General features: G+C 62.0%; 32 protein-coding genes. 14 read left to right on the forward strand and 18 right to left on the reverse strand.

Features of this window, described 5'->3' with window-relative positions:
* Positions 1 to 141: 141 nt before the first annotated feature.
* The 3 genes from manD to ABAC460_RS43350 form a co-directional block, all read right to left on the reverse strand.
* Complete coding sequence (gene manD / locus ABAC460_RS43340) at positions 142 to 1,350, reverse strand: D-mannonate dehydratase ManD (RefSeq protein ID WP_023455096.1); 1,209 nt, start codon at positions 1,348 to 1,350, stop codon at positions 142 to 144.
* Between the two features lie 141 nt (positions 1,351 to 1,491).
* Positions 1,492 to 3,963: an ABC transporter permease gene (locus ABAC460_RS43345; RefSeq protein WP_023455097.1), complete on the reverse strand. Its 2,472-nt coding sequence runs from the start codon at positions 3,961 to 3,963 to the stop codon at positions 1,492 to 1,494.
* A 3-nt stretch (positions 3,964 to 3,966) separates the two neighbouring features.
* Positions 3,967 to 4,647: an ABC transporter ATP-binding protein gene (locus ABAC460_RS43350; RefSeq protein ID WP_023455098.1), complete on the reverse strand. Its 681-nt coding sequence runs from the start codon at positions 4,645 to 4,647 to the stop codon at positions 3,967 to 3,969.
* A 314-nt stretch (positions 4,648 to 4,961) separates the two neighbouring features.
* On the opposite strand from ABAC460_RS43350, the gene ABAC460_RS43355 reads away from it, so the two are divergent.
* The 6 genes from ABAC460_RS43355 to ABAC460_RS43375 all read left to right on the forward strand — a co-directional run bounded on the left by ABAC460_RS43355 (position 4,962) and on the right by ABAC460_RS43375 (position 8,050).
* Positions 4,962 to 5,519 carry a response regulator transcription factor gene (locus tag ABAC460_RS43355; RefSeq protein ID WP_023455099.1) on the forward strand — a complete coding sequence of 186 codons (558 nt, stop codon included), beginning with the start codon at positions 4,962 to 4,964 and terminating at the stop codon, positions 5,517 to 5,519.
* Between the two features lie 32 nt (positions 5,520 to 5,551).
* A complete protein-coding gene (locus ABAC460_RS43360; protein ID WP_023455100.1) occupies positions 5,552 to 6,763 on the forward strand; it encodes a sensor histidine kinase in 1,212 nt (403 codons plus the stop codon).
* A 114-nt stretch (positions 6,764 to 6,877) separates the two neighbouring features.
* Entirely contained in the window at positions 6,878 to 7,075 is a 198-nt protein-coding gene (locus tag ABAC460_RS43365; RefSeq protein WP_023455101.1) for a hypothetical protein, read from the forward strand.
* A gap of 54 nt (positions 7,076 to 7,129) precedes the next feature.
* Complete coding sequence (locus tag ABAC460_RS43370; protein ID WP_023455102.1) at positions 7,130 to 7,411, forward strand: hypothetical protein; 282 nt, start codon at positions 7,130 to 7,132, stop codon at positions 7,409 to 7,411.
* A 33-nt stretch (positions 7,412 to 7,444) separates the two neighbouring features.
* Entirely contained in the window at positions 7,445 to 7,618 is a 174-nt protein-coding gene (locus ABAC460_RS50540) for a hypothetical protein (RefSeq protein WP_023455103.1), read from the forward strand.
* A 15-nt stretch (positions 7,619 to 7,633) separates the two neighbouring features.
* On the forward strand, positions 7,634 to 8,050 hold the full coding sequence (locus ABAC460_RS43375; RefSeq protein ID WP_023455104.1) for a CBS domain-containing protein: 417 nt from the start codon (positions 7,634 to 7,636) through the stop codon (positions 8,048 to 8,050).
* A gap of 213 nt (positions 8,051 to 8,263) precedes the next feature.
* Here the strand turns inward: ABAC460_RS43375 and ABAC460_RS49980 are convergent, their stop codons facing one another.
* Positions 8,264 to 8,401, reverse strand: coding sequence for a hypothetical protein (locus ABAC460_RS49980; RefSeq protein WP_023455105.1), 138 nt, complete (start codon positions 8,399 to 8,401; stop codon positions 8,264 to 8,266).
* Positions 8,402 to 8,523: 122 nt separating this feature from the next.
* The gene (locus ABAC460_RS43380) at positions 8,524 to 8,757 is read right to left on the reverse strand and encodes a hypothetical protein (RefSeq protein ID WP_023455106.1); all 234 of its coding nucleotides are present in this window, start codon (positions 8,755 to 8,757) and stop codon (positions 8,524 to 8,526) included.
* Positions 8,758 to 8,803: 46 nt separating this feature from the next.
* Here ABAC460_RS43380 and ABAC460_RS43385 point away from each other — a divergent pair, with 46 nt between their 5' ends.
* Both ABAC460_RS43385 and ABAC460_RS43390 read left to right on the forward strand, forming a co-directional pair.
* Positions 8,804 to 9,397 (forward strand): uracil-DNA glycosylase family protein, encoded by a 594-nt coding sequence (locus ABAC460_RS43385; protein ID WP_023455107.1) that lies wholly within the window; start codon positions 8,804 to 8,806, stop codon positions 9,395 to 9,397.
* Positions 9,398 to 9,419: 22 nt separating this feature from the next.
* On the forward strand, positions 9,420 to 9,998 hold the full coding sequence (locus tag ABAC460_RS43390) for an SOS response-associated peptidase (protein WP_235075846.1): 579 nt from the start codon (positions 9,420 to 9,422) through the stop codon (positions 9,996 to 9,998).
* Here the strand turns inward: ABAC460_RS43390 and ABAC460_RS43395 are convergent.
* From ABAC460_RS43395 to ABAC460_RS43405, 3 genes are read right to left on the reverse strand one after another with little or no spacing between them, the layout of a single operon-like run.
* On the reverse strand, positions 9,990 to 11,195 hold the full coding sequence (locus ABAC460_RS43395; protein ID WP_023455109.1) for a glycoside hydrolase family 172 protein: 1,206 nt from the start codon (positions 11,193 to 11,195) through the stop codon (positions 9,990 to 9,992). The genes ABAC460_RS43390 and ABAC460_RS43395 overlap by 9 nt on opposite strands.
* Positions 11,195 to 12,985, reverse strand: coding sequence for a chloride channel protein (locus tag ABAC460_RS43400; protein ID WP_023455110.1), 1,791 nt, complete (start codon positions 12,983 to 12,985; stop codon positions 11,195 to 11,197). Before ABAC460_RS43400 ends, ABAC460_RS43395 begins: the two co-directional genes overlap by 1 nt.
* Positions 12,986 to 13,033: 48 nt before the next feature.
* On the reverse strand, positions 13,034 to 13,582 hold the full coding sequence (locus tag ABAC460_RS43405; protein WP_023455111.1) for a TetR/AcrR family transcriptional regulator: 549 nt from the start codon (positions 13,580 to 13,582) through the stop codon (positions 13,034 to 13,036).
* Positions 13,583 to 13,706: 124 nt separating this feature from the next.
* On the opposite strand from ABAC460_RS43405, the gene ABAC460_RS43410 reads away from it, so the two are divergent.
* Complete coding sequence (locus ABAC460_RS43410) at positions 13,707 to 14,426, forward strand: SDR family oxidoreductase (RefSeq protein WP_023455112.1); 720 nt, start codon at positions 13,707 to 13,709, stop codon at positions 14,424 to 14,426.
* 33 nt (positions 14,427 to 14,459) lie between these two features.
* Here the strand turns inward: ABAC460_RS43410 and ABAC460_RS43415 are convergent, their stop codons facing one another.
* Positions 14,460 to 15,356: an NAD-dependent epimerase/dehydratase family protein gene (locus ABAC460_RS43415; RefSeq protein WP_023455113.1), complete on the reverse strand. Its 897-nt coding sequence runs from the start codon at positions 15,354 to 15,356 to the stop codon at positions 14,460 to 14,462.
* 86 nt (positions 15,357 to 15,442) lie between these two features.
* Here ABAC460_RS43415 and ABAC460_RS43420 point away from each other — a divergent pair, with 86 nt between their 5' ends.
* The 4 genes from ABAC460_RS43420 to ABAC460_RS43435 all read left to right on the forward strand — a co-directional run bounded on the left by ABAC460_RS43420 (position 15,443) and on the right by ABAC460_RS43435 (position 20,573).
* Entirely contained in the window at positions 15,443 to 16,330 is an 888-nt protein-coding gene (locus tag ABAC460_RS43420; protein ID WP_023455114.1) for a LysR family transcriptional regulator, read from the forward strand.
* 103 nt (positions 16,331 to 16,433) lie between these two features.
* Positions 16,434 to 18,014, forward strand: a complete 1,581-nt coding sequence (locus ABAC460_RS43425) for an MFS transporter (RefSeq protein WP_023455115.1) — start codon at positions 16,434 to 16,436, stop codon at positions 18,012 to 18,014.
* Between the two features lie 58 nt (positions 18,015 to 18,072).
* Positions 18,073 to 19,365, forward strand: coding sequence for a sugar porter family MFS transporter (locus ABAC460_RS43430; protein ID WP_023455116.1), 1,293 nt, complete (start codon positions 18,073 to 18,075; stop codon positions 19,363 to 19,365).
* A 179-nt stretch (positions 19,366 to 19,544) separates the two neighbouring features.
* Positions 19,545 to 20,573, forward strand: a complete 1,029-nt coding sequence (locus ABAC460_RS43435; RefSeq protein WP_023455117.1) for an adenosine deaminase — start codon at positions 19,545 to 19,547, stop codon at positions 20,571 to 20,573.
* Here ABAC460_RS43435 and ABAC460_RS43440 read toward each other — a convergent pair.
* From ABAC460_RS43440 to ABAC460_RS43465, 6 genes are all read right to left on the reverse strand, one after another.
* Positions 20,535 to 21,104 carry a hypothetical protein gene (locus ABAC460_RS43440; RefSeq protein ID WP_023455118.1) on the reverse strand — a complete coding sequence of 190 codons (570 nt, stop codon included), beginning with the start codon at positions 21,102 to 21,104 and terminating at the stop codon, positions 20,535 to 20,537. The genes ABAC460_RS43435 and ABAC460_RS43440 overlap by 39 nt on opposite strands.
* Positions 21,094 to 21,663 (reverse strand): DUF1287 domain-containing protein, encoded by a 570-nt coding sequence (locus ABAC460_RS43445; RefSeq protein WP_023455119.1) that lies wholly within the window; start codon positions 21,661 to 21,663, stop codon positions 21,094 to 21,096. The genes ABAC460_RS43440 and ABAC460_RS43445 overlap by 11 nt, the downstream gene beginning before the upstream one ends.
* A 49-nt stretch (positions 21,664 to 21,712) precedes the next feature.
* Positions 21,713 to 22,285 carry a DUF1287 domain-containing protein gene (locus ABAC460_RS43450; protein WP_023455120.1) on the reverse strand — a complete coding sequence of 191 codons (573 nt, stop codon included), beginning with the start codon at positions 22,283 to 22,285 and terminating at the stop codon, positions 21,713 to 21,715.
* Positions 22,286 to 22,459: 174 nt separating this feature from the next.
* Positions 22,460 to 22,588, reverse strand: a complete 129-nt coding sequence (locus ABAC460_RS43455) for an entericidin A/B family lipoprotein (RefSeq protein WP_023455121.1) — start codon at positions 22,586 to 22,588, stop codon at positions 22,460 to 22,462.
* A gap of 130 nt (positions 22,589 to 22,718) precedes the next feature.
* Entirely contained in the window at positions 22,719 to 22,847 is a 129-nt protein-coding gene (locus ABAC460_RS43460; protein ID WP_023455122.1) for an entericidin A/B family lipoprotein, read from the reverse strand.
* Positions 22,848 to 22,952: 105 nt separating this feature from the next.
* On the reverse strand, positions 22,953 to 23,645 hold the full coding sequence (locus ABAC460_RS43465; protein WP_023455123.1) for a DUF6445 family protein: 693 nt from the start codon (positions 23,643 to 23,645) through the stop codon (positions 22,953 to 22,955).
* A gap of 44 nt (positions 23,646 to 23,689) precedes the next feature.
* Between ABAC460_RS43465 and ABAC460_RS43470 the strand changes: the two genes are divergently transcribed.
* The gene (locus ABAC460_RS43470; protein WP_023455124.1) at positions 23,690 to 24,853 is read left to right on the forward strand and encodes an NAD(P)/FAD-dependent oxidoreductase; all 1,164 of its coding nucleotides are present in this window, start codon (positions 23,690 to 23,692) and stop codon (positions 24,851 to 24,853) included.
* Positions 24,854 to 24,889: 36 nt separating this feature from the next.
* On the opposite strand, the gene ABAC460_RS43475 is transcribed toward ABAC460_RS43470, so the two are convergent.
* The 3 genes from ABAC460_RS43475 to ABAC460_RS43485 form a co-directional block, all read right to left on the reverse strand.
* On the reverse strand, positions 24,890 to 25,963 hold the full coding sequence (locus ABAC460_RS43475; protein WP_023455125.1) for a type I restriction endonuclease: 1,074 nt from the start codon (positions 25,961 to 25,963) through the stop codon (positions 24,890 to 24,892).
* 131 nt (positions 25,964 to 26,094) lie between these two features.
* Positions 26,095 to 26,382 carry a type II toxin-antitoxin system RelE/ParE family toxin gene (locus ABAC460_RS43480; protein WP_023455126.1) on the reverse strand — a complete coding sequence of 96 codons (288 nt, stop codon included), beginning with the start codon at positions 26,380 to 26,382 and terminating at the stop codon, positions 26,095 to 26,097.
* Positions 26,372 to 26,560, reverse strand: a complete 189-nt coding sequence (locus ABAC460_RS43485) for a hypothetical protein (RefSeq protein WP_023455127.1) — start codon at positions 26,558 to 26,560, stop codon at positions 26,372 to 26,374. Before ABAC460_RS43485 ends, ABAC460_RS43480 begins: the two co-directional genes overlap by 11 nt.
* Between the last annotated feature and the right edge of the window lie 93 nt (positions 26,561 to 26,653).

A 26,653-nucleotide genomic window follows, 5' to 3' on the forward strand; every position in this document is an offset into this window, starting at 1 on the left:
CCACAGAAAAATGGCGACGGAAGATAACAGCGGGCCAAATCCCCCACCGTCTCATTTGCTTCCAGCAAATGATCCACGGCACGGGCCGCCCCGCTCCCCGTATAACGGGGAGGTATTATATTATTTTAATTCAGTCTTTGCTTACCAGTTCCACAGGGTGCCGTCTTCGAGACGGGCGACAGGGAGCTGGGCCGGCTTGTACGGATATTTCGCCGCCAAAGCCTCGTCGATGTCGACACCATGCCCCACAACCTCGCCCGGGTGCAGGCGGCCTTTCTCAAACCTATAGGCGTGCGGGAAGACCGCGTCGGTTTCATCGGTGTGGCGCATATATTCCTGGATGCCGAAGTTCGGCACCCACATGTCGAACTGCAAGGCCGCGCCCATCGTCACCGGTGACAGGTCGGTGGCGCCGTGCGAACCGGTACGCACCTGCCACAGGGCGGCGAAGTCGGCCACGCGGCGCAGGTGGGTGATGCCACCGGAGCCCACGATCGTCATGCGGATATAGTCGATCAGCTGGTTCTGGATCAGATCCTTGGCGTCCCAGATGGTGTTGAAGATCTCACCCACCGCCAGCGGCGTCGTCGTATGGCTACGGATATGGCGGAAGGCCTCCTGGTTCTCCGCCGGTGTGATATCCTCCAGCCAGAACAGGCGGTAGGCTTCCAGGTTCTTGCCCAGTTGCGCCGCTTCGTTGGGCGTCAGGCGGTGATGGCCGTCGTGCAGCAGTTCATGACCGTAGCCGTAGTTGGAGCGCAGAGCGTCGAACAGCTTGGGGCAGAAGTCGAGATATTTCGGCGTGCTCCATACGGTTTCGGTCGGAAGCGTCGCATCGGCGGGCTCGTAATGCAGCGTGCCGCGGCCGACGCCGTAGGCCAGCTTGATGCCGGGAATGCCCGACTGGGCGCGGATGGCGGTGTAGCCGAGGTCGATATATTTGCCGACCGCGTCGATGGTGCCTTCCAGATCGGCGCCGTTGGCGTGGCCATAGACCAGGACCGAGTCGCGCGACGCGCCGCCCAGCAGGTCGGTGATCGACATGCCGGCCATCTTGCCCTTGATGTCCCAGAGGGCGACGTCGACGGCGGCGATGGCGCGCATGGTCACCGGGCCCCGGCGCCAATAGGCGCCACGGTAGAAGTATTGCCAGATGTCCTCGACGCGGCGGGGATCTTTGCCGATCAGGGCGGGAATGACGTGCTCTTCGAGATAGGCGACCACCGACAACTCACGCCCGTTCAGGGTGGCGTCACCAATGCCGTAAACGCCCTGGTCGGTTTCGATCTTCAGGGTGACGAAATTACGGCCCGGGCAGGTGACGATGACTCTGGCAGCGGTGATTTTCATGCAAGCGATCCCGAATTCTGGTCTGATCTACGAAGTGACGGCCGAGCTCACATCCGCCTCAACGAGGTCGTGTTCACACATGGGCACATTGGTCTGACCTCTTAAACGCCCCGTCGCATTTTTCAATGTTTTTTCCTGGGCCTATTCGTGCCGCAGGGTCTTTCCGGGCGATGAGCCTGCGGCTTTCCAGGTCAGTCCGCTCACTGTCATCACGGCGATCAGCAATGAGACACCGGAGCCCGTCAGGAAAAACACCGGACTTAAGGGCACGCGGTCGTCGAAATGTCCGAACCAGCGGTCCAGCACCCACCAGGCGATCGGCCAGGCCAGCAGGTTGGCCAGGATGACCGGCCGCAGGAACTGAGCCACCAGCCGTCCGGCGATACGGGGCCGTGAGCCGCCCATGGCCTTGCGCAGGCCGATTTCCACCGAACGGGCCGAGGTGCTGAAGGCCGCCATGCCATAGAGGCCGATGACGCCGATCAGTCCGACCAGGCAGGCGCCCATGACAAACAACCGCGTCATCCGGCGGTCGGCGTCGTAATAATAGTCCAGGGCTTCGCTGCCGGAGGTCAGGTCCAGAGGCATGTCCGGCGCCAGGCGGCGCCACACCGAGATCATGCGCGCCCTGATGACGTCTTCTGAAACGTTTTCGTATTTGACTATGGTCGGCATGGTGGACGCCATCTGGTCGATGCAGAGATAGACGGTCGGGCGGACCGGGTTGGATGGCCAGTCGAGGCGTTGGTCGCCGACCACGCCGACCACATGCAAGGTCGTCCGGGACACAACGATATCCTGGCCGACAGCGGCCTGGGCCGTGACGAAGCCGAAGGCGCGGACGGCGCTGTGGTTGACAACGACATTGACCTGGTCGACGCCCTGGCCGAGCGGCCCCGCGGTCAGGCCGGCATAGCTGTCGCTTTCGACCAGGGGACGCCCGGCCAGGACAGGGGTAGCGAAGACAGTGAAATAGTCGTCCCCCACCAGGACGGCGGCTGTCGCCACAACGGGCTGCGCTTGTCCGGCGCGGCCCATGCTGAAGATGCTCTGCGAAAAATACCGTCCGGGTGTGACGCCGCTGGTGATCGATACCACGTTCGGCAAGGCGACCCATTGCGCTGTGATGGCGCTGACCTTGCCGGGATCGAGGCTGCTGTTGATTAGGGCATTTGTCATCAGCAGGCCGTGGCGGTCGAAGCCGATATCCGACGTCTGGAGGTGGCGTATCTGGGCGGTAAATCCCAGGACCACGATCAGGAAGGCGCTGACCAGAGTGAATTGCACGAAGACCAGGACTTCGCGCAGGTGCAGGGTCAGGCGACCGCCCGACGGCGACCGCGTCGAGGCAAAGACCTTGGCCGGCTGGTAGGCGGCGATGATAAAGGCCGGATAGAGGCCCGCCGCCGCACCGCACGCCAGCACCGCCAGACTGAGCCAGCCGAGCAGTGGCCAACCTTGAAGGTAGTGCAGGCGCAGCGGCGTGCCGCCCAGTTGGTTGATCAACGGCAGGGCCAGTTCGACGAAGCTGAAGCCCAGGATGAGCGAAACCAGCGACAGCAGGACCGTCTCGCCGAGAAACTGCAGGCGCAACTCGCCCGTCGTAGCGCCCAGTGTCCGGCGCAGGGCGGCTTCGCGTGCCCGTATGATGGTACGGGCCGTCGCCAGATTGACATAGTTGACCAGGGCGATGACAAAGGCCAGGCCGCCCAGAATGCCGAGGGCGAAGACAGCTGCCACCACCTTTTGATCGGAGAGGTGCTCGCCGCTTAAAGGCACCAGACGCAGGCTGAGGTGGTCATGCCTCGGTGTGCCGGCGAACTGGGAATCGACGAAGACGCTGCGCCCGTGGCTGTCGATCAGGCGGTCGAACTGCGCATTCATCTGCGCCACCTGCTGCGGCCGGTCGATGGCGACGAAGGTGCGGTGGATTGAGCCCTCCCAATTGTCCCAGTTGCGGTACATCGCGATCCGCTCAGGCGTCAGCAGGCGGATCGAGCGGAAGTGGAAGCTGGAATTTGGCGGCGGGTCGCGGACGACGGCCGTGACAGTGTAAACGCGGCGATCCGAAGCGCCCTCGGGCACGTTCACCACGCCGCCGACCAGATCGCGCAGGCCGATGCGGCGGCCGACCACGTCGGTATGGCCGAAATATTTGCGCGCCATGGCTTCGCTCAGGACGATGGTGTCAGGACGCAGAGCGCCGTCCTTTCTGCCCGCGGCCAGCGGCAGGTCGAGGACATCGAACAGATTGGCGTCGGCCAGGTATTCCTCCTCCTCGATCGGATCTTCATCGAGCTGGAAGATGGAATAGGTCCGGGTCATGCGGGTGACGCGCAACTGCGGCATGACCTTGATCATGAGGTCTTTGGCTATGCCGGCGCTGGCATAGACCGGCGCGTCGGCGCCAGGCCGGCCGGTATGTTTGGTGCTGACCTCGTAGATGTGCGCGGCACGGGGCATCCATCCGTCGAAGGTCGCTTCGAAATGGACATAGAGGCTGATGATGATGAAAACGGCGATGCCGAAGGACAGGCCAAGGACATTCAGCACGGCATACAGCGGATGCCGGGCGCTGTTGCGGTAGAAGGCGATCAGGAAGGAGCGGAGCACGCCTTACACCGCCCGCGTTACCGACAGCAGCAGCCGGCCGTCCAGCATGTCGACCTGGCGCGATGCCTGGTCGGCCTGGGCGCGGGAGTGCGTCACCATCACAATCGTCGAACCCGCCGCGTTCAGGCCTTTCAGAATCGACATGATCTGCGCTCCGTTTTCGCTGTCGAGGTTCCCTGTTGGCTCATCGGCCAGAATCAGGTCGGGCGAACCGGCAATGGCGCGGGCAATCGCCACGCGCTGCTGCTGGCCGCCGGAGAGCTGGTTCGGAAAGTGGCGCGCCCGGTGGGCCAGCCCGACGCGATCCAGCGCCGCCTCGACCAGGGCCCGGCGCTGGCCCTTCAGGTCCTTGCGGTACAGCACGCCCAGTTCGACATTTTCCTGCACGGTCAGGTCGTCGACCAGGTTGAAGCTCTGGAAGACGAAGCCGAGGTGCCGGGCACGAAATTCGGCCAGGCGCGATTCGTTCAACGCCGTCAGGTCCTGGCCGTCATAATGATAGCTGCCCGTGGTCGGGCGGTCGATCGCCCCCAGTACGTTCAGCAGGGTCGACTTGCCGCAGCCCGACGGCCCCATGATGGCCAGGAATTCACCCTTGGCGATGGTCAGGTCGATATTGCGCAGCGCCGCCGTCGAAACCTCGGCCGAGCGATACAGGCGGGTGATATTCTTGAGGTCGATCATGAAGGCGGGCACCGGCGGTCACTGGGGTAACGTCACTATCACGGCGCGCGCCCACGGCGTAAGCCAAAAGGCCTGCCCGTTGACGTGATCCGGCGGAGACCCCCGTCTCCGCCGCGATCAGTCCCCCTCCCGGCGCCCCCCGCTGGAAGTCCGCTGCCTCACAATCCCACAGGGGCGGGGGCGTGGTGCGCGGATCCGATTATAACTTAACACAGTTTTTACAAAGACCATAAATACCAGATTTTATTTGACTTTTTGGAATTTTCCTGCCACTTTACGGCCACAAACCACCCTCTGAGTGTCCGAAATCGAACATGTCCGATACCCGTCGCAAAGCGCTTTTTCTCGATGATGACGCCGATATCCTGGCGGCGGCCGACCTGGCCCTGCGCCGGCACGGTTACGACATGACCGGCGCCCAGAGCCCGGACGAAGCACGCGCCCGGCTGGCCGACACGAAGTTCGACATCCTACTGCTGGATCTCAACTTCCGGCGCGGCGACACCTCGGGCGAGGCGGGCCTGACCTTTCTGGAAGAACGTAAGCGAATCGATCCTCACACGCCGGTGGTGGTCATTACCGGCCACAGTGGGCTAAGCATCGCCGTCCAGGCCATGCGGATGGGCGCTGAGGACTTCGTCGTCAAGCCGTGGCACAATGACCGGCTGATCGCCACCCTCAACGCCGCCATCGAGCAGCCGCGGGTGGTACCGCCACCACCACCGCCGGCCGACCTCAACCTGGAACGGTCCGAGCGCGAACTGATCCGCGAGGCACTGAGCCGGCACGCCTTCAACATCTCGCACGCCGCCAAGGAGTTGGGGCTGACACGGGCCGCCCTGTACCGGCGCATGGAAAAGCATGGCCTCTAAAAACGTGACCTTTAAAAACGTGACCCGAAAATATGGACTTTAAGGTCTGGCTCCGGCTCGGCGCGGCCCAGGCCGGCGTCTTTGCCTGCGGCGCCCTGTGCTGGGCCGCCGCCGCGGCGGGCCATGTGGCGACGGCCATAGTCTGCGCCGTCGCCGGCCTGATCCTGGTCAATATCCTGCTGCTGAGCCAGCGCCGCCGCCAGTCACCCGTCCAGCGCGCGCCCGACGCCACCTTCGCCTCGGAACAGAGCCGGCGCAGGCTGACGGCTCTGGTTGACGAAACCCCCTCCCCTCTGTTGCTGCAGGAGGAGGACGGCCGGCTGATCGCCGTCAACCGCGCCGCCCGCCAGATGTTCGACGCGTCGTCGGAATTGCCGGTGGCGACGCGGTGGGCGCTGCTGGGGCCCGGCGACCGGCTGGACAGCCTGCGCGGCCAGATCGACTGGCGCGGCGGCCGTTACGCCATTCACAAGGCGAAACTGGACCACGCCCTGCTGGCCATCCTGATCGATATCACGCCCGAAGTCCGCGCCGCCGAGGCGTCGGCTCTGCGCGACCTGCTCAAGGTGCTGAACCACGAGCTGATGAACGCCCTGACGCCGGTCGCCTCGATGAGCCGCAGCGCGCTGGAGCTCATCGACGACAATACCGCCGAGAGCCTGAACCTCGCGCGCGGGGCGTTGGGGACCGTGGTCGCCCGGACCGAAGGCCTGGTCGGTTTTGTCGATTCGTACCGCGTCCTGACACGGTTGCCGCCGCCGGATCTTCAACGGGTGGCCCTGGCGCCGTTTGCCGGCGAGATCGAGCAGGCCTTCCGGGCGCAATGGCAGCCGCGCGGCGTCGCGCTGGAACTGAGCGCAGAGGTCGCCGCCGCTATCGTGGTGATGGACGCGGAACAGGTGCGGCTGTGCCTGACCAACCTGTTGAACAATGCCGCCGAGGCCGCGATAGACAGCCCGTCACCGCGCGTGAGGCTGGGGTTCAGCCTGGGCGAGCGGCATGTCGAGGTCTCCGTCGAAGACAGTGGCCGCGGTATCGAACCGGCCATGGCCGAGACCATCTTCCTGCCCTTCTACACGACCAAGGCGACGGGAACGGGGGTGGGTCTGAGCCTGGCGCGGCAGATCCTGCAGGGGCACGGCAGCAGCCTCGTGCTGCGTCCCGACGGAGAGCTGGGCGGGGCGCATTTCTGTTTTACGCTGCAGCGGCCGGAAAACGCCGCCAATCCCTGGGAAGGCAGCTGAGTCCGCCTTATCGAAGTTTTACGATCCCGCTGGCCATAGGGATAATAATCTTACCCGCAGACTCGTACTGTCGCCTTTCCAGGCAAAGCTTTCATGACAGTATCGGAGTCTTCCATGGCCGCCACACAGCGACCTGCGCAACATAACGATTCTCTCGATGTTGACCAGAAACGTGCCGACCAGGGTGAAACCTTGCGAAACAAGGCCGGCGCCCCGCGTAATCCGCACACTGGCGCAGGCCATGATGAACGCGGCCAGTACGGCAAGAGCAGCGCCAATCCTGAAACCCACCAAAGTCAAACCAAGCGCTAAAAGGAGTTCGCCATGCGCAACATGTCCCCTCCCCCGCACAAACAAGACAATGGAATGGACCGGACCCACAAGGCCATGAGCCCAAGGATCCATCGCGATAATGACCATGATCGCGAGACCCATAAGGCTGCCCCAGCCAGCGAGACCGGCAACGCAAGCGAACGTCGCCAGCCGGAACCGGCCGTCGGCGGGCGTTTCGGCGCCCACCATTACAGCGGCGATCAGGACAAGCGCGGCTACGAACGCTCTTACCAGCGTGAGCACAACCAGATTGGCCGCTACGAGCGCAGCGCCCACGACCTTCAGAAGGACGGCCGCCAAAATCGTGAAGATTAGGGCCGCAAATATTAACCCCAGAGGAGAATGCCTATGATCGTCATTACCGCCATACGGTCGTTCGTCGACGGCTTCCTTCGTGGCCCCGTCGGCCGCAAGAAATACCTGCGGGCCGAGAAAAAGCAGATCAACGACCTGAACGAAGATCAGATCGACTCGATGATCGACGACACCTTCCCCGCCAGCGATCCGCCTGGCACCTACTAGATACAGGAGGTTCCCATGCTTGTCCGGGATATCATGACCACAAAATTCCATCTCGTCTCGCCCCAGACGAGCCTTGGTGAGGCCGCCAAACTGATGCGCGATGGCGACTTCGGTTACCTGCCGGTCGGCGACAACGACCGGCTGAAAGGGGCCGTCACCGACCGGGACATGGTCATCCGCGGCCTGGCCGAGGGACGCGGTCCCAATGCAACGGTGGCAGAGGTCCTGTCGGAACAGATCGTCTACTGCTTCGACGATGATGAAATCGCTGAAGCGGCCGACATTATGAAGCTGGAACAAATCCGGCGGTTGGCCGTGTTGAACCAGGACAAACGCCTGGTGGGCGTGGTTACCTTGGGCGATATCGCCCGGATCACTGAAGACAAACGGCTGACCGGCGACATAGAAACCCAGGTCGCCCAACCGAATTGAGAAAAGGACGCTCCGATCGGGGCGTTCTTTTTTTAGAGCCTGTTATGAAAATCCGTTGGGCCGAGCCGAAAAGGGCTGGTTTCGAGAACCGGAGCGGAGCGTACCGTGCTCAAAGAGCGAAGCGTTAGCACAACTTAAAATGCAGTACGTGAGCACCGGAAGCGCAGAAAACGGACCTTTGCAGGCTAGCCCAACGGATTTGCGAACAGGCTCTTATGCGACGAAGAAAAAAGCGGAATAGACCGTAACGCACAGGGCGGCCACGCCCAGCAACAGCAGGCCCATGCGGTTATCATCGGCCTGAGGTTTTTCGCGATCATCGTCGCGGTCGTGATGATGAAGACTAAACACACATGTCTCCTGAAATCCCGTGACCAGCCTCCCCGGCAGGTGAACCTTCAGCCTTGCCCGTATCGCCATAATATTGCGCTGCGGGAGACTTAAGCCCGATATAAGCAGGTGATAAGTGGCGGTCAGTGGACCGAGGTGGCGGACAAAGACGAGGCCTCTTCAGCGGACACGACGTCGGCAGGCACTTCGACAACGGACTCAGCCGGCGTTTCGTCGAAGGTGTGTTCCTTGATTTCAAACTTCGACTTCAGGAAATAGAAGGCGATCGCCAGGTGCACGATAATCAGGGCAAGCAGCACGAGCCCGATGATCAGGGCAATCAGGCAGCCCGGGTGCATTTTCTTGTTCGTCGCCATGGATACCCCCCTTTAAAACGACCGCGACATCCTGTTTACCCTGTCCATGCCCCTGGCTCAAGACATTGCTGCCTGCACGGTTTGCGCCGCCCATCTGCCGCAGGGGCCGCGCCCGGTGGTGCGCGCCGGTGATCCGCGGGCGCGAATCCTCATCATCGGCCAGGCGCCCGGGACGAAGGTCCATGCCTCGGGCGTGCCGTGGGACGATGCTTCGGGGACGAGATTGCGCCAATGGCTGGGGGTGACGGCAGACCAGTTCTATGATGAAGCGCGGTTCGCCATCATGCCGATGGGGTTCTGTTATCCCGGCCGCGGAAAGGGCGGCGACAATCCGCCGCGTCCCGAATGTGCGCCATTGTGGCATGATCGGATTCTGCAGACCTTGCCCGAGATTCGGTTGACCGTGCTGATTGGCGCCTACGCCCAGGCGCGCTATCTCGGTGACCGGCGCAAAGCAACCTTGGGCGAAACGGTGCGGGCCTGGCGCGACTATATCGGCGAAGGTTTTCTGCCGCTGGTCCACCCCAGCCCACGCAACGGCATCTGGCTGCGCAAAAATCCGTGGTTCGAGGCGGAAATTGTGCCACATCTGCGGGCCGAGGTGGCGAAAGGAATGGAAGGCGATGTGCGGACAGTTTGACGTGCTGACAGATCCAAATGTCTTGGCTCTGTTCATCGAATTGGGAAGCAGGGACAAGATTATCTCAGGCGACCGGCTCACGGTGGTCCCCACGCTTGCAGCGCCCGTAATTGTCGAAGATTCGGAAACGGGGACGCTGGGATTTCTACCGGCGCGGTTCGGGCTGGTACCGCACTGGTACACGGGGTTTCTGAAGGATTGGAAGGCCAGTACCTTCAATGCCCGCCTGGAAGAGGCCGACGAGAAACGCACCTTTCATGGCCCCTGGCGATATCGTCACTGCGTTGTGCCGGCGGAGAGTTTCTTCGAATGGTCTGGACCCAGGTCCGACCGGCAGAAATGGCGGATCACGCGCGGGGATAACCAGCCTTTGGCCTTTGCAGGGATTTGGGACGAGGCGCGGACGCCCGAGGGCGATGTCTTCAGTTTTGCCATTTTGACCCGGCCGGCAGGTCCGGATATGCAGGCCATTCATGAGCGTGAACCCGTGGTGCTGGGGCCGGACGAATGGGACGCCTGGTTGCGGCGGCGACCGGTCGGATTGCGGCGGTATTCGCCGCTGAAGATGCAGAACCTGACCCAGCAAACCTCGCTATTTTGACGCCGGTTTGCGCAGGTCGGCGGTGCGGTCAGCGACAGGTGCCAGCGGCGGCAGGCCGTTTTCCGGCCGGTCGAGATAGAACCACGCCACTGCCGAAACGTCGTCGCTGCGGTAGAAGTTGGTCCAGCCGTCGGGCAGCGACGGATCGCTCAGCGGTTTGCCGCTGTCCAGCAGTTGCGCGAAACCCTTGCGGCCGCCCGGATCGATGGTCACCGGAATCAGTTTCGCCCCCTGTTTCTGCAAACGGATAACGTCGGGTTTCATCGCGCCACCGATCTGTTGCAGGGTGACGCGCGCGTTGCCCGCGAAAAAGACCGGGTCCGGTATGTGGAAGCGGTAGAAGCTCCAACGGCCGGTCGTTTCGTCCGCCACCGGTGCCCCTTGATAGCGGTTGATATAGGCGCCCATGCCCCAGCCCGTACCGGCATAGTCTTCGGCGCCGGTGCCGTTCAACGTCGGGTGGGTCGTATCGCCGTCCAGCCAGATCTTGACCTCGCCCTCGCCCCACCAGGTCTTTTCGTAGGCGGTGTTGCTCTGGACATTGACCGAAGCGCCGAGAAAGCGGCCGCGCCCCGTGACCTTCGGCAGGATTTCGAAATCCTTGCCGAGTTCGGTCGCCCGGTCGCGATGCCACCAGGCATGGAAATACAGAGCGTCGTCCAGGACGGCGACGGCGCGGTAATCGACGTCGTAGAAGAACAGCGGCACCTCGGTTGCCGACTCGTTGGTGACGACGATGCGGGCCCCCTTGCGGAACGGCATCGGGATATAGCTGATGAAGGAGCGGCCTTCCGGGCTGCTGAACAGGGCTGTGTCCAGGGTCACCATCTGGCCGGCGTTCTGCAGGAAGAAGTCACCGAACGGCACGGAAACGGCCGGCGTCTTGGCACCGTCCCAGTAGATGTCGAGCCGCAAACTGCGCAAGCGTTCGGGCGAACGATCCTGCAGGGTCAACCACATCCGGTCGATGATGCCCGGCCCGGTGATGTCGGCCAGAACCAGGGACTGGCCCTGCGCGATGGTCTCAAAAGCATGGCCCTTGGCGCCACGGTTTTTCTGGCCGCCCGCGCCGGGTTGGGCTTTCGCGTTTTCCGGACTGGCCCAGCGCGGCGCCTGATCGGCTTTGAAGGTGTACAGGTCGTCGGCATGGGCAGCCGCAGGAAGCAGCCAGGCAATCAGGATCAGCAAAGCGCGCATCATTGCTCTCCGAAAAACTCACGCTGGGTCTTTTCCAGCTCTTCGGCGTAGCGCCGGTTGACATAGCGTTCCGTCAGCAGGCCCAGGAGTTTGTGGTCCTCATTGACCACCGCCAGGTCGTCAACGGCGAAGTGTTCGAACATGCGCAGGATGGCGACGATGTCCATGTCCGGCCGGACATAGACCTCGGTCTGTTGGGTCACGCTGCTGAGCGGCGCCGCGAGATCAAGCTTGTCCTGATAGGCGTCCGCCGTCGGCAGGATACCGCGGTAATCGCCATTGCCGTCGACCAGCAGCACTCGCGCCGTCGATCCCAGCGGGACCTGTTCGCGCAAATCGGCGACGCTGAGGTCGTCGCGCAGGGTGGTATGGTTGCGCCGCATCAGGCTTTGGGCGGTCAAGGATTTCACCCAGCCGACGTCGCGGGCGGAACGGATCGACTGGCCACGAAGATGCAGGCGCCAGGTCGAGAAGGAATAGCCAAACTTGTCGCGGACGATGGCGGCGCTGACCAGGGCGGCGGTGACCACGGCGGCGGTCAGGGCGAAGTCGTGGGTCACTTCCAGCACCATGAACGACATGGTCATGGGGCCGCCGACCACGGCCACGGCCAGGGCGCCCATGCCGACCAGGGCGGCGTTGGTGGTGTCCAGCATGGCGGCCGGATAGATGTAGTTGACTCCTTGCGCGAAGGCCGCGCCGATCAGCGAGCCTAGAAACAGCGAGGCAAAGAACAGCCCGCCGCGGAAGCCGAAGGCCAGCGAAATGACCGAGGCCATGACCTTCAGGGCGAACACGGCCAACAGGGTGGTGACCAGGGGTTGCTGGTCGAGATAGAGGTGCATGGCGCCGTGGCCGGACGACAGGACCTGGGGGAAGATGAAGGCCAGGGGCATCAGCAGGATGCCGCCGGCGACCGGCCGCCAGATCTCGCCGATCGGCAGCTTGCGCACAACGATTTCAGCCAAGGCGACCAGGCGCATGATCAATATGCCCAGGCCGGCGCAGATGATCCCAAGAACGGCATAGAGCAGGTAGCCCTGGATATCGATGGCGCGGCCGATGGTGCTGGCCATAACGAAGGGTTCGTTGTGCATCAGGGCGGCGGCCAGGACGGCCATGAGCGAGGCCGCCGCCACGGGCGCCAGGGTGGCCGGGGTGTAGGCGCCCAGCACGATTTCGAAGGCATAGAAGGCGCCGGCCAGAGGCGCACCGAAGGCGGCACCGATGGCGCCCCCTGCACCGGCACCGACCAGGGTGCGAAGCGAGGCGCGTTTCAGCTCCAGCCATTGCCCGATCTTGGAAGCGATGCCGCCGCCCATCTGGGCGAAGGCGGCTTCGAGCCCGACCGAGGCGCCGAAGCCGTTGGAAACCAGGGTCTGCAGCGAGACGATCATGCTATCGCGCGCCGGGATGCGGCCGCCGTGCAGGGCATTGGCCTCGACGGCGTCGATGGGCGCGCGGGTGCGCCTGGGAAAGGCAAAGCGGATCATCGCCAGGACCAGCCCCCCGGCCGGCAGGGCCAGAATGTGCCACCAGTCGAGCTGAAGTTGGCCGCTGAGGCGCAGGTCGGGCGAAAAGCCGTAGAACAGGACCTGCATGGCATGGGCGACGTGGGCCAGGGCGGCCGACATCACCCCGGCCAGCAGGCCGACGCCGGCGGCCAGAAGGATGAACAGCAGGTCGGATGTTTGCAGGATACGGCGGATACGCGCGGCGCCGCGCACCACCGGGCGGGTCACGGCCTTGCCGATATCCCGGCCCAAATCCTGGTCATTCTGAAGCGCCATCTGCGGCCCCGGTGACTCACCTGGCACAAGGTAGGCCGGGACCGCCGATTATGCCAGCAATTCCCGCAGCATCGCCTTGGCGGAATCGAAAGCGTGGGTATCGCGCCGCATCTGTGAGGTGAGGACCGCCCCCTGGAACAAAAGATTGATCCGGCGGCCGGTTTCCCTGGGGTCGGCGAAGCCGGCGGCGCCGGCCAGTTCGGCAAACCGCGTCTCGACATAGTCTGCCGAAGCCTGGCCGCGGGCGGTGATGCCGTCATGCTTGCCGGCAAATTCCTGGGATGCGCGCATGGCCAGGCAACCGCGATAGCAAGCCTGCGACTCCATCAGTTCGCGCCGGATATCGAAGATGGCGGCGATCTGCTCACGCGGGTCGGTGCTGCGCGCCAGGGCCGGCGCGAACAGGGTATCCTGGGCTTCGCAGCCATATTGATCCAGCACCGCCTCGATCAGGTCTTCCTTGGACGGGAAGTACTTATAGAGGGTGCGCTTGGAAATGCCAGTGTCCGCCATGACCGCATCGATGCCGGTGGCGTGGAAACCGCCCTGCTGGAAACGGTCCAGCGCGCGATCGATAATCTCCTGTTTCTTGCTCATGAATTTTTTCTACCAGATGCGCTTGACAATGTAAACTGATCTGTTTACATCACCCCATGTAAACAGATCAGTTTACATCTAAACGCGCCGCCCTAACCGACGGCCTCATCAATAGGAGAACGTCATGTCCCATATTTCCAACAAGACCGTCCTGGTCTCCGGCGCCAACCGCGGCATCGGCGCCGCCACCGTGCGCGAACTGCTCAAGACCGATGTCAAGAAAATCTATGCCGCCGCCCGCAAGCCCGACAGCCTGCCCGACTTCGGCGATGCCCGTGTGGTGCCGCTGGCGCTCGACATCACCAACGACGCCTCGGTAACGGCCGCCGCGGCAACCGCCTCCGACGTCGAGGTGCTGATCAACAATGCCGGCACGGCGGTGTTCGCCGGCTTCCTGGAAAGCCCGACCGAACTGATCGAGGGCGATATGAACACCAACTATTACGGCACGCTGAGGGTCATTCGCGCCTTCACGCCCCACCTGGTGGCCCGCGGCTCAGGCGTCATCGCCAATGTGGTCAGCGTGGTCGGTTTGACCTCGGCGCCGGGCCTGGCCGGTTATTCGGCCTCGAAAGCGGCGCTGCAGTCGCTGACCCAGACTCTGCGGGCCAACCTGAAGAGCTCGGGCGTGAAGGTACTGGGTATCTATCCCGGCCCGATCGATACCGACATGGCGCGCGACATCCCCATGGACAAGGCGTCGCCGGAACATGCCGCAGCGGAAATCGTGCGGGGCGTCGCCGAGGGCGAAACCTATATCTTCCCGGATCCGGTCGCCAAGCAGATCGGCGCCCTGTGGGAAAAGGACGGCCGGACCCTGGATACGGCCCTGGTCGGAGAATAAGGGTAGAGGCCGGGTGGAAGCCCGGCCTTTTTCTTAGGTCAACGACGTTAAGGCTTGATCCAGCGGGGTGTGGGGCACCGGGCCGATGACCTCGGCCAGCCGGTCGTCCTTCAATCCGTGCGGCACATCCCACAGGTACAGCATTTCGATCGTCGCCTTCATGAACGGGTCGAACAGCCCCATCACCGAGAAGACGAACCGCGGCATGCGCGATAGTTTGACCTTGGGTCCCGCCGCCCGCGCCAGATCCCGCATGGTGGCGTTGTGGCCTTCGAAATGGAAGACCTCATAGGCCCCCAGTTGCGCTTCTACCCCGGCCAGCCGCACCACCGCCTGCGCCAGATCCGGCAGATAGGCCCAGGCATGCATCACGTCATAACCGCCCGGTGACACGATCTTGCCCTGAGCCAGGTCCTTGGCCACCAATTGCTGCATCCAGCTATTCTTCGCCACGCCCCCGAAAACATCGCCGGCGCGCACAACGATCGTCTTCAGCCGCCCGGCCTCAGCGCGTTCGCGCAGCATGGCTTCGATGGCCACGCGGATACGGCCCTTTACGGTCGTCGGCGCGAAGGGAGTCTGCGGCGTCAGGTCCTGCGGCATGCGGGCGCCGAAATTGTAGACACTGCCCGGATAGATATGCCGCGCCCCCAGGACCTGCGCAACATCGGCGGCGGCTTCGTACAGCGGCAGGGCCTGGGTTGACCATACCGGATAGGGCACGTTCAGGCCGTTGAAGACGATATCGACCGGACCGCAGGCCTGCGCCACACCGGCGGCGTCGAACAGGCTGGCGCGGATAGGCGCGATCCCCTCGCCGGCCTCACCCGAGCGCACCAGCCCCAGGACTCTCCAGCCCACCTGGCGAAACGCCTGAGCCACTGCCTGACCAATACCGCCGCGGGCGCCCAGAACCAGAACCGATTTCATGAAGCCATCTCCTTGTGAACGGCCTCAAATTAAGATATCCATTATTGCATGATAATTGCTATAATATGCATATATGGCATGCAAATATGAATGACTGGACGCATTGGCAATCCTTCCTGGCCGTTATCGACAGCGGTTCGCTGTCGGCAGCAGCCACACGACTGGGCGCCACCCAGCCGACCCTGGGGCGGCACATCAAGGCGCTGGAAGACGATCTCGGCGTGCCGCTGTTCCAGCGTACCGTCCGGGGACTGGAACCCAACGCAGCCGCCTTGAGCCTGGTCGAAGACGCCCGTGTCATGGGCATGGCTGCCGGACGATTGGCGCTGAAGGCCGCTGGGAAAACCGAAACCCTGGCCGGGACCGTGCGCATCACCGGTTCAGTGGTGGTGTGCAACCTGGTGCTGCCCGCCATCATCGCCGACCTGCGTCACGAGGAGCCGCTGATCCAGGTCGAGATCGTGGCGTCGGACCGGTCGCAGAACCTGCTGCGCCGCGACGCCGATATCGCTGTGCGCATGTTCGACCCGACCCAGCAAGCGCTGGTGGCGCGCAAACTGGGTGAAACGCCCCTGGGCCTGTACGGCGCCCAATCCTATCTCGAAGGGCGGGGCCGTCCGCGCAATCTCGATGAACTGATGGGCCATGACATCATCGGTTTCGATCGCGAAGACGCCATGGTGAAAGGGTTTGCTGCCCACGGATACCCCGTCACGCGCGAACAGTTTCCCGTGCGCTGCGACGACCAGATGGTCGATTGGCACCTGCTGCTGGCCGGGGCCGGGCTGGGGATTGCCCAGCGCCGTCTGGGTGATGCCCAGCCACACCTGGAACGGATCGAGGCCGGGTTGATCCTGCCGGTTCTGCCCATCTGGCTGGTCATGCATGAGGATGTCCGCAACAACGCCCGCATCCGCCGGGTCGCCGACTTTCTGGCACAGGGTATCGGCGCATGGCTAAAAGTAGCAACGTAGATGCGTTAACATAATACCTCAGTCGTACAAGCCTCTGAGTTTTCACCTTTATTTTTACAAAAACAGGCGTAACCTCGCCGACAAAATTACAGGGGCGAATGTAATGAACGCAAATGTGTTTCAGGGCCGGCGCGGTGTATGGGCTTTTGGCCTGGGCTGTATTGCGGTCGCCCTCGGAGTCGTGCTGCACTTTCCGATGTACTGGATGGGCAAGGACATGGGCTTTGCCCTGGTTGGCATGCCGATGGACGCGCCCATGCTGTGGGGCATGTTCCTGATCGTCGCCGGGATCGCCACCGCTGCCTATGGCCTTTTGCCGGACAAGCTGACCGATCAGGTCAGGGCGGCCTCGAAGATCGCCGTCGCCGCGCCCGAAGACGCCAAGCTCAGTCCCGCCCATGCTCTGTTGATGGTGGTTCTGGTTGTCGCCCTGATCATCGATGTGATGAAGCCAGCCTCGCTGGGTTTCGTCATGCCGGGCCTGGTCTCGGAATACGACGTGCCGAAAAAAACCGCCGCCCTGGTGCCCTTCTTCGCCCTGATCGGCACGGTCACCGGCTCGATCCTGTGGGGGATTCTCGCCGACATCTACGGCCGCAAGGCGTCGATCCTGCTGTCGGCTGTGGTCTTTGTCGGTACGGCCATCTGCGGCGCCATGCCGTCGCTGGAATGGAATATCGGCATGTGCTTCCTGATGGGCGCCGGCGCCGGCGGCATGCTGCCGGTGACCTATGCGCTTCTGGCCGAGACCATGCCGTCGCGCCATCGCGGCTGGGCCCTGGTTCTGGTTGGCGGGCTGGGCGCCGTCGGCGGCTATTTCGCCGCTTCGTTTTTCTCGTATCTGCTGGTGCCGACCTTCAGCTGGCGCATCCTCTGGCTGCTGAACCTGCCGACGGGCCTGATCCTGATTCTGATGGGTGGGCTTATCCCGGAATCGGCCAAGTTCCTGTTGTCGCGCGGCCGCGACGCCGAGGCGCACAAGATCATGGCCCGGTTCGGCACCACCAGCCACCGCCTGAGCGAGAACGAGGAAGACACCGACGACACCTTCGCCCATCACCATGCCAAGCATGACGGCAGCGAACCGAAACTGTGGACGCCCGGCCTGATCGGTAAGACGGCGGCCTTGACGATTGCCGCCCTGGCCTGGGGGCTGATCAATTTCGGCCTGCTGTTGTGGCTGCCCAACGATCTGGTCGCCAAGGGCCATTCCATGAAAGATGCGTCGCAGCTGTTGGCGGCGTCGTCGCTGATCGCTTTCCCGACCGTGTTTGTCTGCACCTGGATCTACAGCCAGTGGAGCACCAAGTGGGCCTTCACCACCATGGTGATGCTGACCCTGCTGGGCCTGCTGTGGGTGCTGGCGTTGGAGACCTTGGGCGGCAATCCTGTTTTCCCGGTCGCCCTGCTGATCATCGGCTCGAACGGCATTCTCGCCATCCTGCTGCCCTATGCGTCGGAAAGTTATCCGTTGCGAATACGGGGACGGGCGACAGGTTGGGTCGCGGCCTGCACCAAGGCCGGCGGGGTCATGGCCCAGGCGCTTAGTATCACCGCTTTGGTGCCTCCTTTGGGCATTGCCGCCGGCATGATCATCCTGCCGATCCTGATCACACTTGGGCTGTTCGTCAAATACGGGACCGAGACCAAGGGGCTGGACCTGCGCGATCTGGAGAAGCACTAGCGCGACCGCCCTCCCCGTGGCATAAACAAATCAAATATAAGAATTCGGGGACGGCAAAATGAAGATCAACGTCACAGGTGTGTTTATCGCCAGCCTGGCCGGGCTTTTGTTCGGCTTCGATACCGCGGTCATTTCCGGCGTCACGGGTGCACTGCGTGAGGTGTTCGCGCTCGATGACGCAGCCCTGGGCTGGGCAGTATCCGTTGCCCTGTGGGGCACCTTCCTGGGCGCTTTGTTCATGGGCCGGTTGGGCGACGCCATCGGCGGACGCGACGCCTTGCGCGTCATCGGCGCCATGTATGTGGTGGCGACCCTGGGCTGCGCCATGGCGTGGAACATCGAGTCGTTTGTCGTTTGCCGGTTCATCCTGGGCCTGGCGGTCGGTGGTTCGTCGGTGCTGGCGCCGGTCTATATCTCCGAGATCGTGCCGGCCAAACAGCGCGGCGCCCTGGTCGGGCTGTTCCAGTTCAACATCGTCTTCGGCATTTTGCTCGCCTATCTGAGCAACTATATCGTCGGCCAGGTCATCGAGGGCGATGCCGTCTGGCGGTGGAAAGTCGGACTGGCCGCTGTACCGTCGGCGATCTTCTTCGCCCTGCTGTTCCTGATCGGCCAGAGCGCGCGCTGGCTGGCCGCCAAGGGCCGCATCGACGAAGCCGCCGCCAGTCTGCGCAAGCTCGGTATCCTGGAGACCGATGCCACGATCGCCGGGTTTGCCAAGTCGCAGGGCGTGGGCAAGCTGTCGTGGAGCCAGCACAAGAAGCCGATCCTGCTGGTCCTGCTGCTGGCCCTGTTCAACCAGCTCACCGGCATCAATGCCATTTTGTACTATCTCAACGACATCTTCGCCGCCGCCGGTTTCAACAGCGTATCGGCCGACATGCAGAGTATCGCCGTCGGTGGCGCCAACCTGATCGCCACCATGATCGGCATGACCTTCATCGACCGTTTCGGCCGCAAAAAGCTGCTGGTGATCGGCGCCGCCGGCGTGACGGCGGCCTTGGCCGGCGTGGCGGTGATCATGGGGCTGAACCAGGGCCAGGCCTGGCTGCTGCCGCTGCTGATCCTGTTCATCGTGTCGTTCGCCTTCAGCCAGGGCGCGGTCATCTGGGTCTATATGAGCGAGATCTTCCCGACGCCGGTGCGGGCAACCGGTCAGAGCCTGGGCTCGGCGACCCACTGGGTGGCCAATGCAGTCATATCGCTGGTCTTCCCGATCGTGGCGACACAGACCAAAGCGCTGCCGTTCGTGTTTTTTGCCGCCTGTACGTTGGTGCAGTTGATCGTCGTGGCGCGGTTCTTCCCGGAGACCAAGGGCGTGGAACTGGAAGAGATGGAGACGCGGATATAGGGCGGTCGTGCACCGGCTCCCCCTCCGTCTCGACGCGCTTCGCCTGAAGAAGGCTCGCTTGCTCGCCACCTCCCCCGGCCTCGCCGGCAGGCAAAGCGGTTGAGGATAAGTTGCGACAATCCCCTTGCCAAGCGAAGGGTTTTGCCGTGACATGCGGCGGTGCAACAGGAGCCGCCGCCATGCCCGATACTCAGTCCGTCTCAGCCCTTGACGCCTTCGTCGCCGGCCTGCCCAAGGCGGAACTGCACCTGCATATCGAAGGCTCGCTGGAACCCGAACTGATGTTCGCCCTGGCCCAGCGCAACCATATCGACCTGCCCTTCGCCGATGTCGAAGCCGTCCGCGCCGCCTACGACTTTTCCAACCTGCAGGATTTCCTGGATATCTACTACCAGGGCGCCAATGTGCTGCTGACGGAACAGGACTTCTACGACCTGAGCATGGCCTATTTCCGCCGCGCCGCCGAAGACAATGTCCGCCATGCCGAGATTTTCTTCGACCCCCAGACCCATACCGATCGCGGCGTGCCCTATGCCCATGTCATCGACGGCCTGTGGCGCGCCGCCCGGGACGCGCAGGCGCTCAATCTCTCGGTGTCGCTGATCCACAGCTTCCTGCGCCACCTCAGCGAAGACGCTGCCTTCGAAAGCCTGGCCATGGCCGAGCCCTATCTGGATCGCCTGGTCGGGGTGGGGCTGGATTCGTCCGAAATCGGCCATCCGCCGTCCAAGTTCGCCGGAGTCTTCGCCAAGGCCAGGGACATGGGCCTGATGCTGTGCTGCCATGCCGGCGAGGAAGGCCCGCCGGAATATGTCTACGAGGCGCTCAACATCCTGGAGATCGACCGTATCGACCATGGCAACCGGTCGCTGGAAGACCCTTTGCTGGTGGCGCGGATCATCGACGAAGGCCTGACCCTGACCGTATGCCCGCTGTCCAATCACAAGCTGTGCGTGGTGCCGGACCTGGATCTGCACCCCATTCCGGCCATGCTGAAACAGGGGCTGAAGGCCACCATCAATTCCGACGATCCGGCCTATTTCGGCGGCTACGTGAATGATAACTTCCTGGCCCTGACCCGGCGCGGGCTGATCAGCAAGAAGGATTGTGTCACCCTGGCGTTGAACAGCGTCGACGGTGCGTTCCTGGATCCCGACCGCCGCGACGCCTTACGCGCCGAGATCGAGGCGTACGCGGCCGGTCGGTGATCGCGGCGCGGAAGTCTGAGATTTACCACTCAGACGACGATGCAAACCTTCGCCCAGCCACGCGCTCCACAGGACGGCGCCCAGCCCCAGCACGATGACGGCAATCGCCAGGCGGAGCATGTCGAGGTCGTAGGCATGGACAAAGCGCCAGGCAAAGATCAGCGCCGCAAAGCCGAACGCCGCCACGGCGTTTCGGACGTAGTGGCGTTGCCCCAGCAGACAAGCCAGCAGCGACAGGAAAATGTAGAGGCTGGCCAGGTAGGCATAGCGCACCACGACATAGGCCGCGGCGAGATAGGTCTGGAAGGCATAGTTGACGTAGGAACCGCCGAGGAAGTTGGCCGAGACATAGGCCGCGTCTTCGAGGGCGCCGCGATACGTGTCTTGTACCCCGGCGGCGAAGGCGCTGAGGCTGGTATAGGCGTCGCCCGACAGCGGCAGGAAGATCTTGACGATCAGCACCGCCGCGATCGCCAGGTGCAGTTCGAACAGCTTTTCGATCAGCCAGACCAAAAGGCGCTTAAAGCCCATAGCGAAAATGCCCCGTAATGTCGTAGCCAAACAGCGCCCGTTCCTCCTTGGGCCCGGCGCCGATATTGTGAACGACCAGGTGTTGCGCCGGATCGGTGACCACGGCGATATGCGGCAGGTTACCCGGCAGGTTGTAGGTGACCAGGTCACCGGCGGCGTAGTCGGTTGTGTTGCGGGTTGCCGGCCTGATCGTCCCGAAGCGTTTGAAATAGGTGCGCAGATTGGGCACGCGGCGATGGTCGATATTGCTGTCGGCGCGTTTAAGGCCCCAGGCTTTCGGATAAAGGGCGAAATGGGCCTTCATATCCTCATGGACCTTCTGCTGCAGATCGACGCCCAGCGCCGAGCGATAGCCGCGGATAACGACATCGGTGCAGACACCGCGGTCGGCGGCGACATCGCCCATAGGATAGGGAATGCGGGTATAGGCGCCGTCATAAATCACGCGATGCCGGGTCTGTTCGCGCACGGCGGCGACCAGCTTCTGCGCCGGCGTATCGGCCCGGGCCGGAAATGCGGCCAAGGCCGGCAAGGCCAGGATCAGTGCGCGGCGGTCCATCAGCGATTCCCCTGTGACGGGATAAGGCTTAAAGGCCAAATTTGACCGCTTAAAGGCTATATCGATAGTGCCCGGTGAGCGGGTACGTAAAGAGTTCGTCGTCTTCGCGCGCCCCGAGGCCGCCATTCTGGATCAGCATCAGCCGGCCCGATCGCCACGACTTGCGGTCGCCGACAATCGCAATATGGGTGCGGCCGAACGGCAGGTTGGTGATGATATCGCCGGGGCGGTAGTCCGCCGCGTTTTTGGATACGGGCAGAGACTCGGCGAAGCGTGAAAAGAAGACCATCAGATTGGGCACGCGACGATGATCGATATTGGGGTCAGGCGCGGTGAGCTCCCACCGTTTGGGGTAGAGGTCGAAATTGGCGGCCATGTCTTCATGGACCAACTGCTGCAGGTCGAGGCCCAGTTGGCGGTAGGCGCGGATGATCACATCGGTGCAGACACCTCGCTCCAGCGGCACATCGCCCATGGGATAGACGATTTTGCTATAAACGCTATCATATTTGACAGTCTTGTGGATCTGGCTGCGCGCGGCGTCGACCAGGGTTCGCGTTCGCCCTTGGGTCGGGACGGACGCATGGGAACACCCGGCCAGAAGGCCGGGCATAGCCAGCATCAATGCGCGACGCCCCCCGTCCATGGCGGCTTAAAGACTGTTTGGAAAACCGTCAGGCTGCGCCGAAAAGGGTTGGTTTCGAGAACCGGAGCGGAGCGTACCTAAGTACGTGAGCACCGGAAGCGCAGAAAACGACACTTTGCAGGCCAGCATGACGGAATTTCCAGACAGTCTTTAGTTGACGGCGTCTTCCAAGCCCTTGCCGACGGCCGTGACGTCCTTGCCGACGCCCTGGATGGTGTTGCAGGCGGTGGTGATGAGTGGCAGCAGGGCCAGCATCGAAATGATAACAAAACGCTTCATGGCAGACTCCTCAGATCAGTCTTGATTCCGGTATGGTTCGCGATTGTGGCAATTTTAGGCGGTGCACACCGCTATGACAAACGGCCGCGACGGATACCGCCGCGGCCAATTGTCAGGATGGGTGGACGCCTTAGTCAGCAGCATCCTGGACGGCTTCGCCAGCAGCCTCGACGTCTTTGCCGGCGCCCTGGACAGTGTTGCAGGCGGCGACAGAAAGCGGGAACAGGATGGCGCAGGAAATCAGAAGAAAGCGTTTCATGGGAGGTGGTCCTTTCGTGTCAGTGCACAAAAGGATGATCCCCCACTTGGCGTAAGGATGGCATACGCAGTTTCGTCCGATTTTCGCAAAAAGACGGTAAATCCCCTATCCGGTTACCTGCACAAAGAGGTTGCCGGTGAGCCGTCCGGTGCGCGGATCGGAACTGAAGGCGAAATCTTCGGGGATAAACCCCGAATGCAGCAGGGCGCCCTGATAGATCAGCAGCCGGTTGAAGCGGCCGTCCACGTGCAGAATCTTTTCATAGCGGTCGTCGGAATCGCCGATAAAGCCTGGCCTGGGCTGGCCGAATTGCGCGAGTTCAACAGCGGCGGCTTCGTTGAGCGCCCGGATACAATCGGCGGTGACGCGCTCGATGCCAGTGGCGCGGTGGCGGTAGAAACAGGTGCCGGTGCCCGGAATATCATTGAGATAGTGCAGCACCGCCAGCAGGCCGGGATCGGGCGAATCGAAATGCGGCACCCTTTGCGCCGCCGCCAGGTCGTCGCGCTTGCGGGTGACCATCGAGAAGCTGGCTTCGAGCAGGTCGAAGGCATCGGCATCGAACACACCACCGATAAACGGCGCGGCCTGTTCGAGCAACGACACCATATAGGCATCGGCGGCCGTATCGGCGGGCGTCACAACACGGCGCAGGCCGGGGTAGGCCGTGCCGGTTTCGGGCGGAAAGGGTGAAAGCGCCGCGGCGGCTTCGATGGCGTTACGGGCGTCGGACAGGAAGTCGTCGATGACCACCACCCGGTTTTTCTCGTGGCCGATTTCATGAACCTGGATATCCATGGTTCTAGCTTTGCACAGAATGCGAACGCAGGTAAGGCGGTGCCATGCAGGTTGTTGTCATAGGCGCCGGTCCGGCCGGTTTGATGTGTGCCGAGGTGTTGAGCGGCGCCGGTCACAGCGTGGCCGTCTATGACCGCATGCCGTCGCCGGCGCGTAAATTCCTGATGGCCGGTCGCGGCGGATTGAACCTGACGCATTCTGAACCCTTTGAACGATTCGTCTCGCGCTACGGCAAGGCGGCCGCGCGGCTGCGGCCCAGCCTGGAGGCGTTCACGCCAGGCGACTTGCGCGCCTGGGCTGATGGCCTGGGCGCCGAGTCCTTTGTTGGCTCCAGCGGCCGCGTCTTCCCGAAAGCCATGAAGGCGTCTCCGCTGTTGCGGGCGTGGTTGCAACGATTGACGGACCGGGGCGTTTCGCTACATCTGCGGCAGGACTGGCTGGGCTGGGATGATGAAAAACTTGTGTTCGAACAAGAAAAACGTTTTACGATTCAAGCGGATGCTGTGATTTTGGCCTTGGGTGGCGCCAGTTGGCCGCGCCTGGGGGGTGACGGCGGCTGGAAGACAATCTTGGAGGCCGAGGGCGTACCGGTAAAGCCGTTTCAGCCCTCCAACGTCGGTTTTAACACCGGTTGGACACAGCTGTTCACCGAACGCCATGCCGGAACACCATTGAAGACCATCGCCCTTACCTTCGGCGGGAAGACGGTCCGCGGCGAGGTTATGCTGACCCGGCACGGTGTGGAAGGCGGCGCCATCTATGCCCTGAGCGCCGCCCTGCGCGATGCGATCGTCCGCCATGGTCATGCCGATCTGGTCATCGATCTGCGGCCGGATCTGAATGCGGGTCAGGTGATTTCCAAGCTGGGCCGAGCCTCGCCGAAGGACAGTCTGAGCAATCGCCTGCGCAAGGCGTTAGGGCTGACCCCGACGGCGATTGCCCTGATGCACGAGACCGGCGCGACGGACGTCAAGGCTGTGACTGTGCGGCTGACCGGTGTCCAAGGGCTGGACCGCGCCATTTCCAGCGCCGGTGGGATCGCCTTGGAGGCCGTGAGCGACAGCTTCGAGCTGAAGGCTCTGCCCGGCGTCTATGCCGTCGGCGAGATGCTGGACTGGGAAGCCCCGACCGGCGGCTATCTGCTGCAGGCCTGTTTCAGCACGGCGGTGATGGCGGCGCGTGCAATCGCGAATTCAGCCCAGGCTTAGAACCACACACCCCTTCGTTCCGGTTACAACTACGCGCTAAAGGTATAGCTTGGCGGCCGTGATGATATGATCAGAGAACTTGTAAATCTCATCAAGGCTGTGAAGTTCGTGTCGGGTTTCCGCCCGGTTGTCGTCAAAGACGCTGATGTATTTCTTGTTTCCATTCAGGTGAAGCCGGCATAACGGCTTTCGGTTATTGTCATCAACCAGGACGCTGAAATAGGTTTTTGCGTCTCTGAAAACGATGCGCTTTCCCTCCAGGACGTTTCGTGAAATAGCTTTGACGATGTAGAAGCCCTCCATCTCGTCGGGAGTTGTTTCCACTTCATCTTCCTTAGCCGGCGCCAGGATAGCTTTGTTCTCTACGACTATGGAGCTATCCATGGGCGTGCTGTTTGCGGAAATAGCGTTCTTCAGGCGCTCATTTGTTTGGTCGTTGAGGAACTGCGCGAGCGCCTTTCGAGTCAGCGTAGAGAACAATTCTCTGACACGCTGGGTATGCACGCCCTCATAGACTTTTTGAGAAAAGAAGCGGACGAAATCGTCGTCCGGGGACGCGAATTGAGCGGAAATTATCTTCTTGATCTGCCCGATGTATTTCAATTCACCTGCGGCATTTACGATGGAATCGATGTCAAAGGCATCTTTCGTGAGTTTGAAAAGTTCAGCGATGATATGATCGTCAATATCGAGGAAATCTAATTCCAGGAACGGCTTCTCATCCATCTTGTTCTTGTTATCAAGGTCGGTGAAGAAACGATATTTTTGACCATTGGTCAAAACGCCAATCCGGGCGCTGGCTACATGAAAATAACGGAAAAGCTGCGAAGCATTATTGATGGTTAGATCCGCCCCGACCTTCTTGCATTCGAAGAGCATTTGAACCTGGCCATTCTTCATAATGGCATAGTCGATTTTTTCTCCCTTCTTCGTACCGACATCGCATATGAATTCAGGACAAACCTCAGCAGGATCGAAGATGTCGTAACCCAAAACTTTGCTTATGAACGGCAAAACGAAAGCAGTTTTAGTCCCCTCTTCGGTTTGTATCGACGCCTTCTGCTGCTTAATCTTTGCAGCAAGCTCATTTAATTTGGTCGAAAACTCCATACTACGCCCTCCCAATCTATTTTGAGTGGCGTCACCGAGTTTGCGACCACTCCTGAGGGGCGAATTGTAATATGCCTGTTATGGCTATTGTCAATCAGCGGTAGAACAATCGGCCGACATTGGCCCTCTCCCTACGCTTCCAGCGGATACTGCATACGCTGATGAATGATGGCCAGAATTTGCAACTCCGTTTCAGAGGCAATCCGGTAAACCACCGTATAGGACATGCCGGGGATAGGAAATTCCCGCGTCCCCGGAACACGGCCTTCCCGTCCCAAAAGCGGAAAGCGTTCGAATATCATGATCACCTGTCGGATGCGCGACACCACATTGCCCGCAGCCGTCTCATTGTTACGGGCAATATAGCTTCGAATCTCAATCAGGTGACGCCTGGCCTCCCGCGTGAACCTAATCTTCAAGGCCGAGGTCCTTCCAGACCTCCTCTGCCGGGATCATGTTGGCGGGATCTTCGGCCTCTTTCAGCGCCTTGAGAATGACGCGTTCTTTCCAGGCCTGATAATCGGCATCAGGATTTTCAACCTCGTCCGAACGAAGGTGCTCAGCGAGCGGGGAAATTTTCATATCGCCGTGGGCCATGTCCCAAACATAACAGACTCTTGCACCCACGCCAATCCCATCACAAGTCCGCGAAGCATAGTGACAACCGTCGGCGGGCATGTACATCCTGCT

This window comes from Asticcacaulis sp. AC460 (assembly GCF_000495795.1).
Classification (GTDB): domain Bacteria; phylum Pseudomonadota; class Alphaproteobacteria; order Caulobacterales; family Caulobacteraceae; genus Asticcacaulis.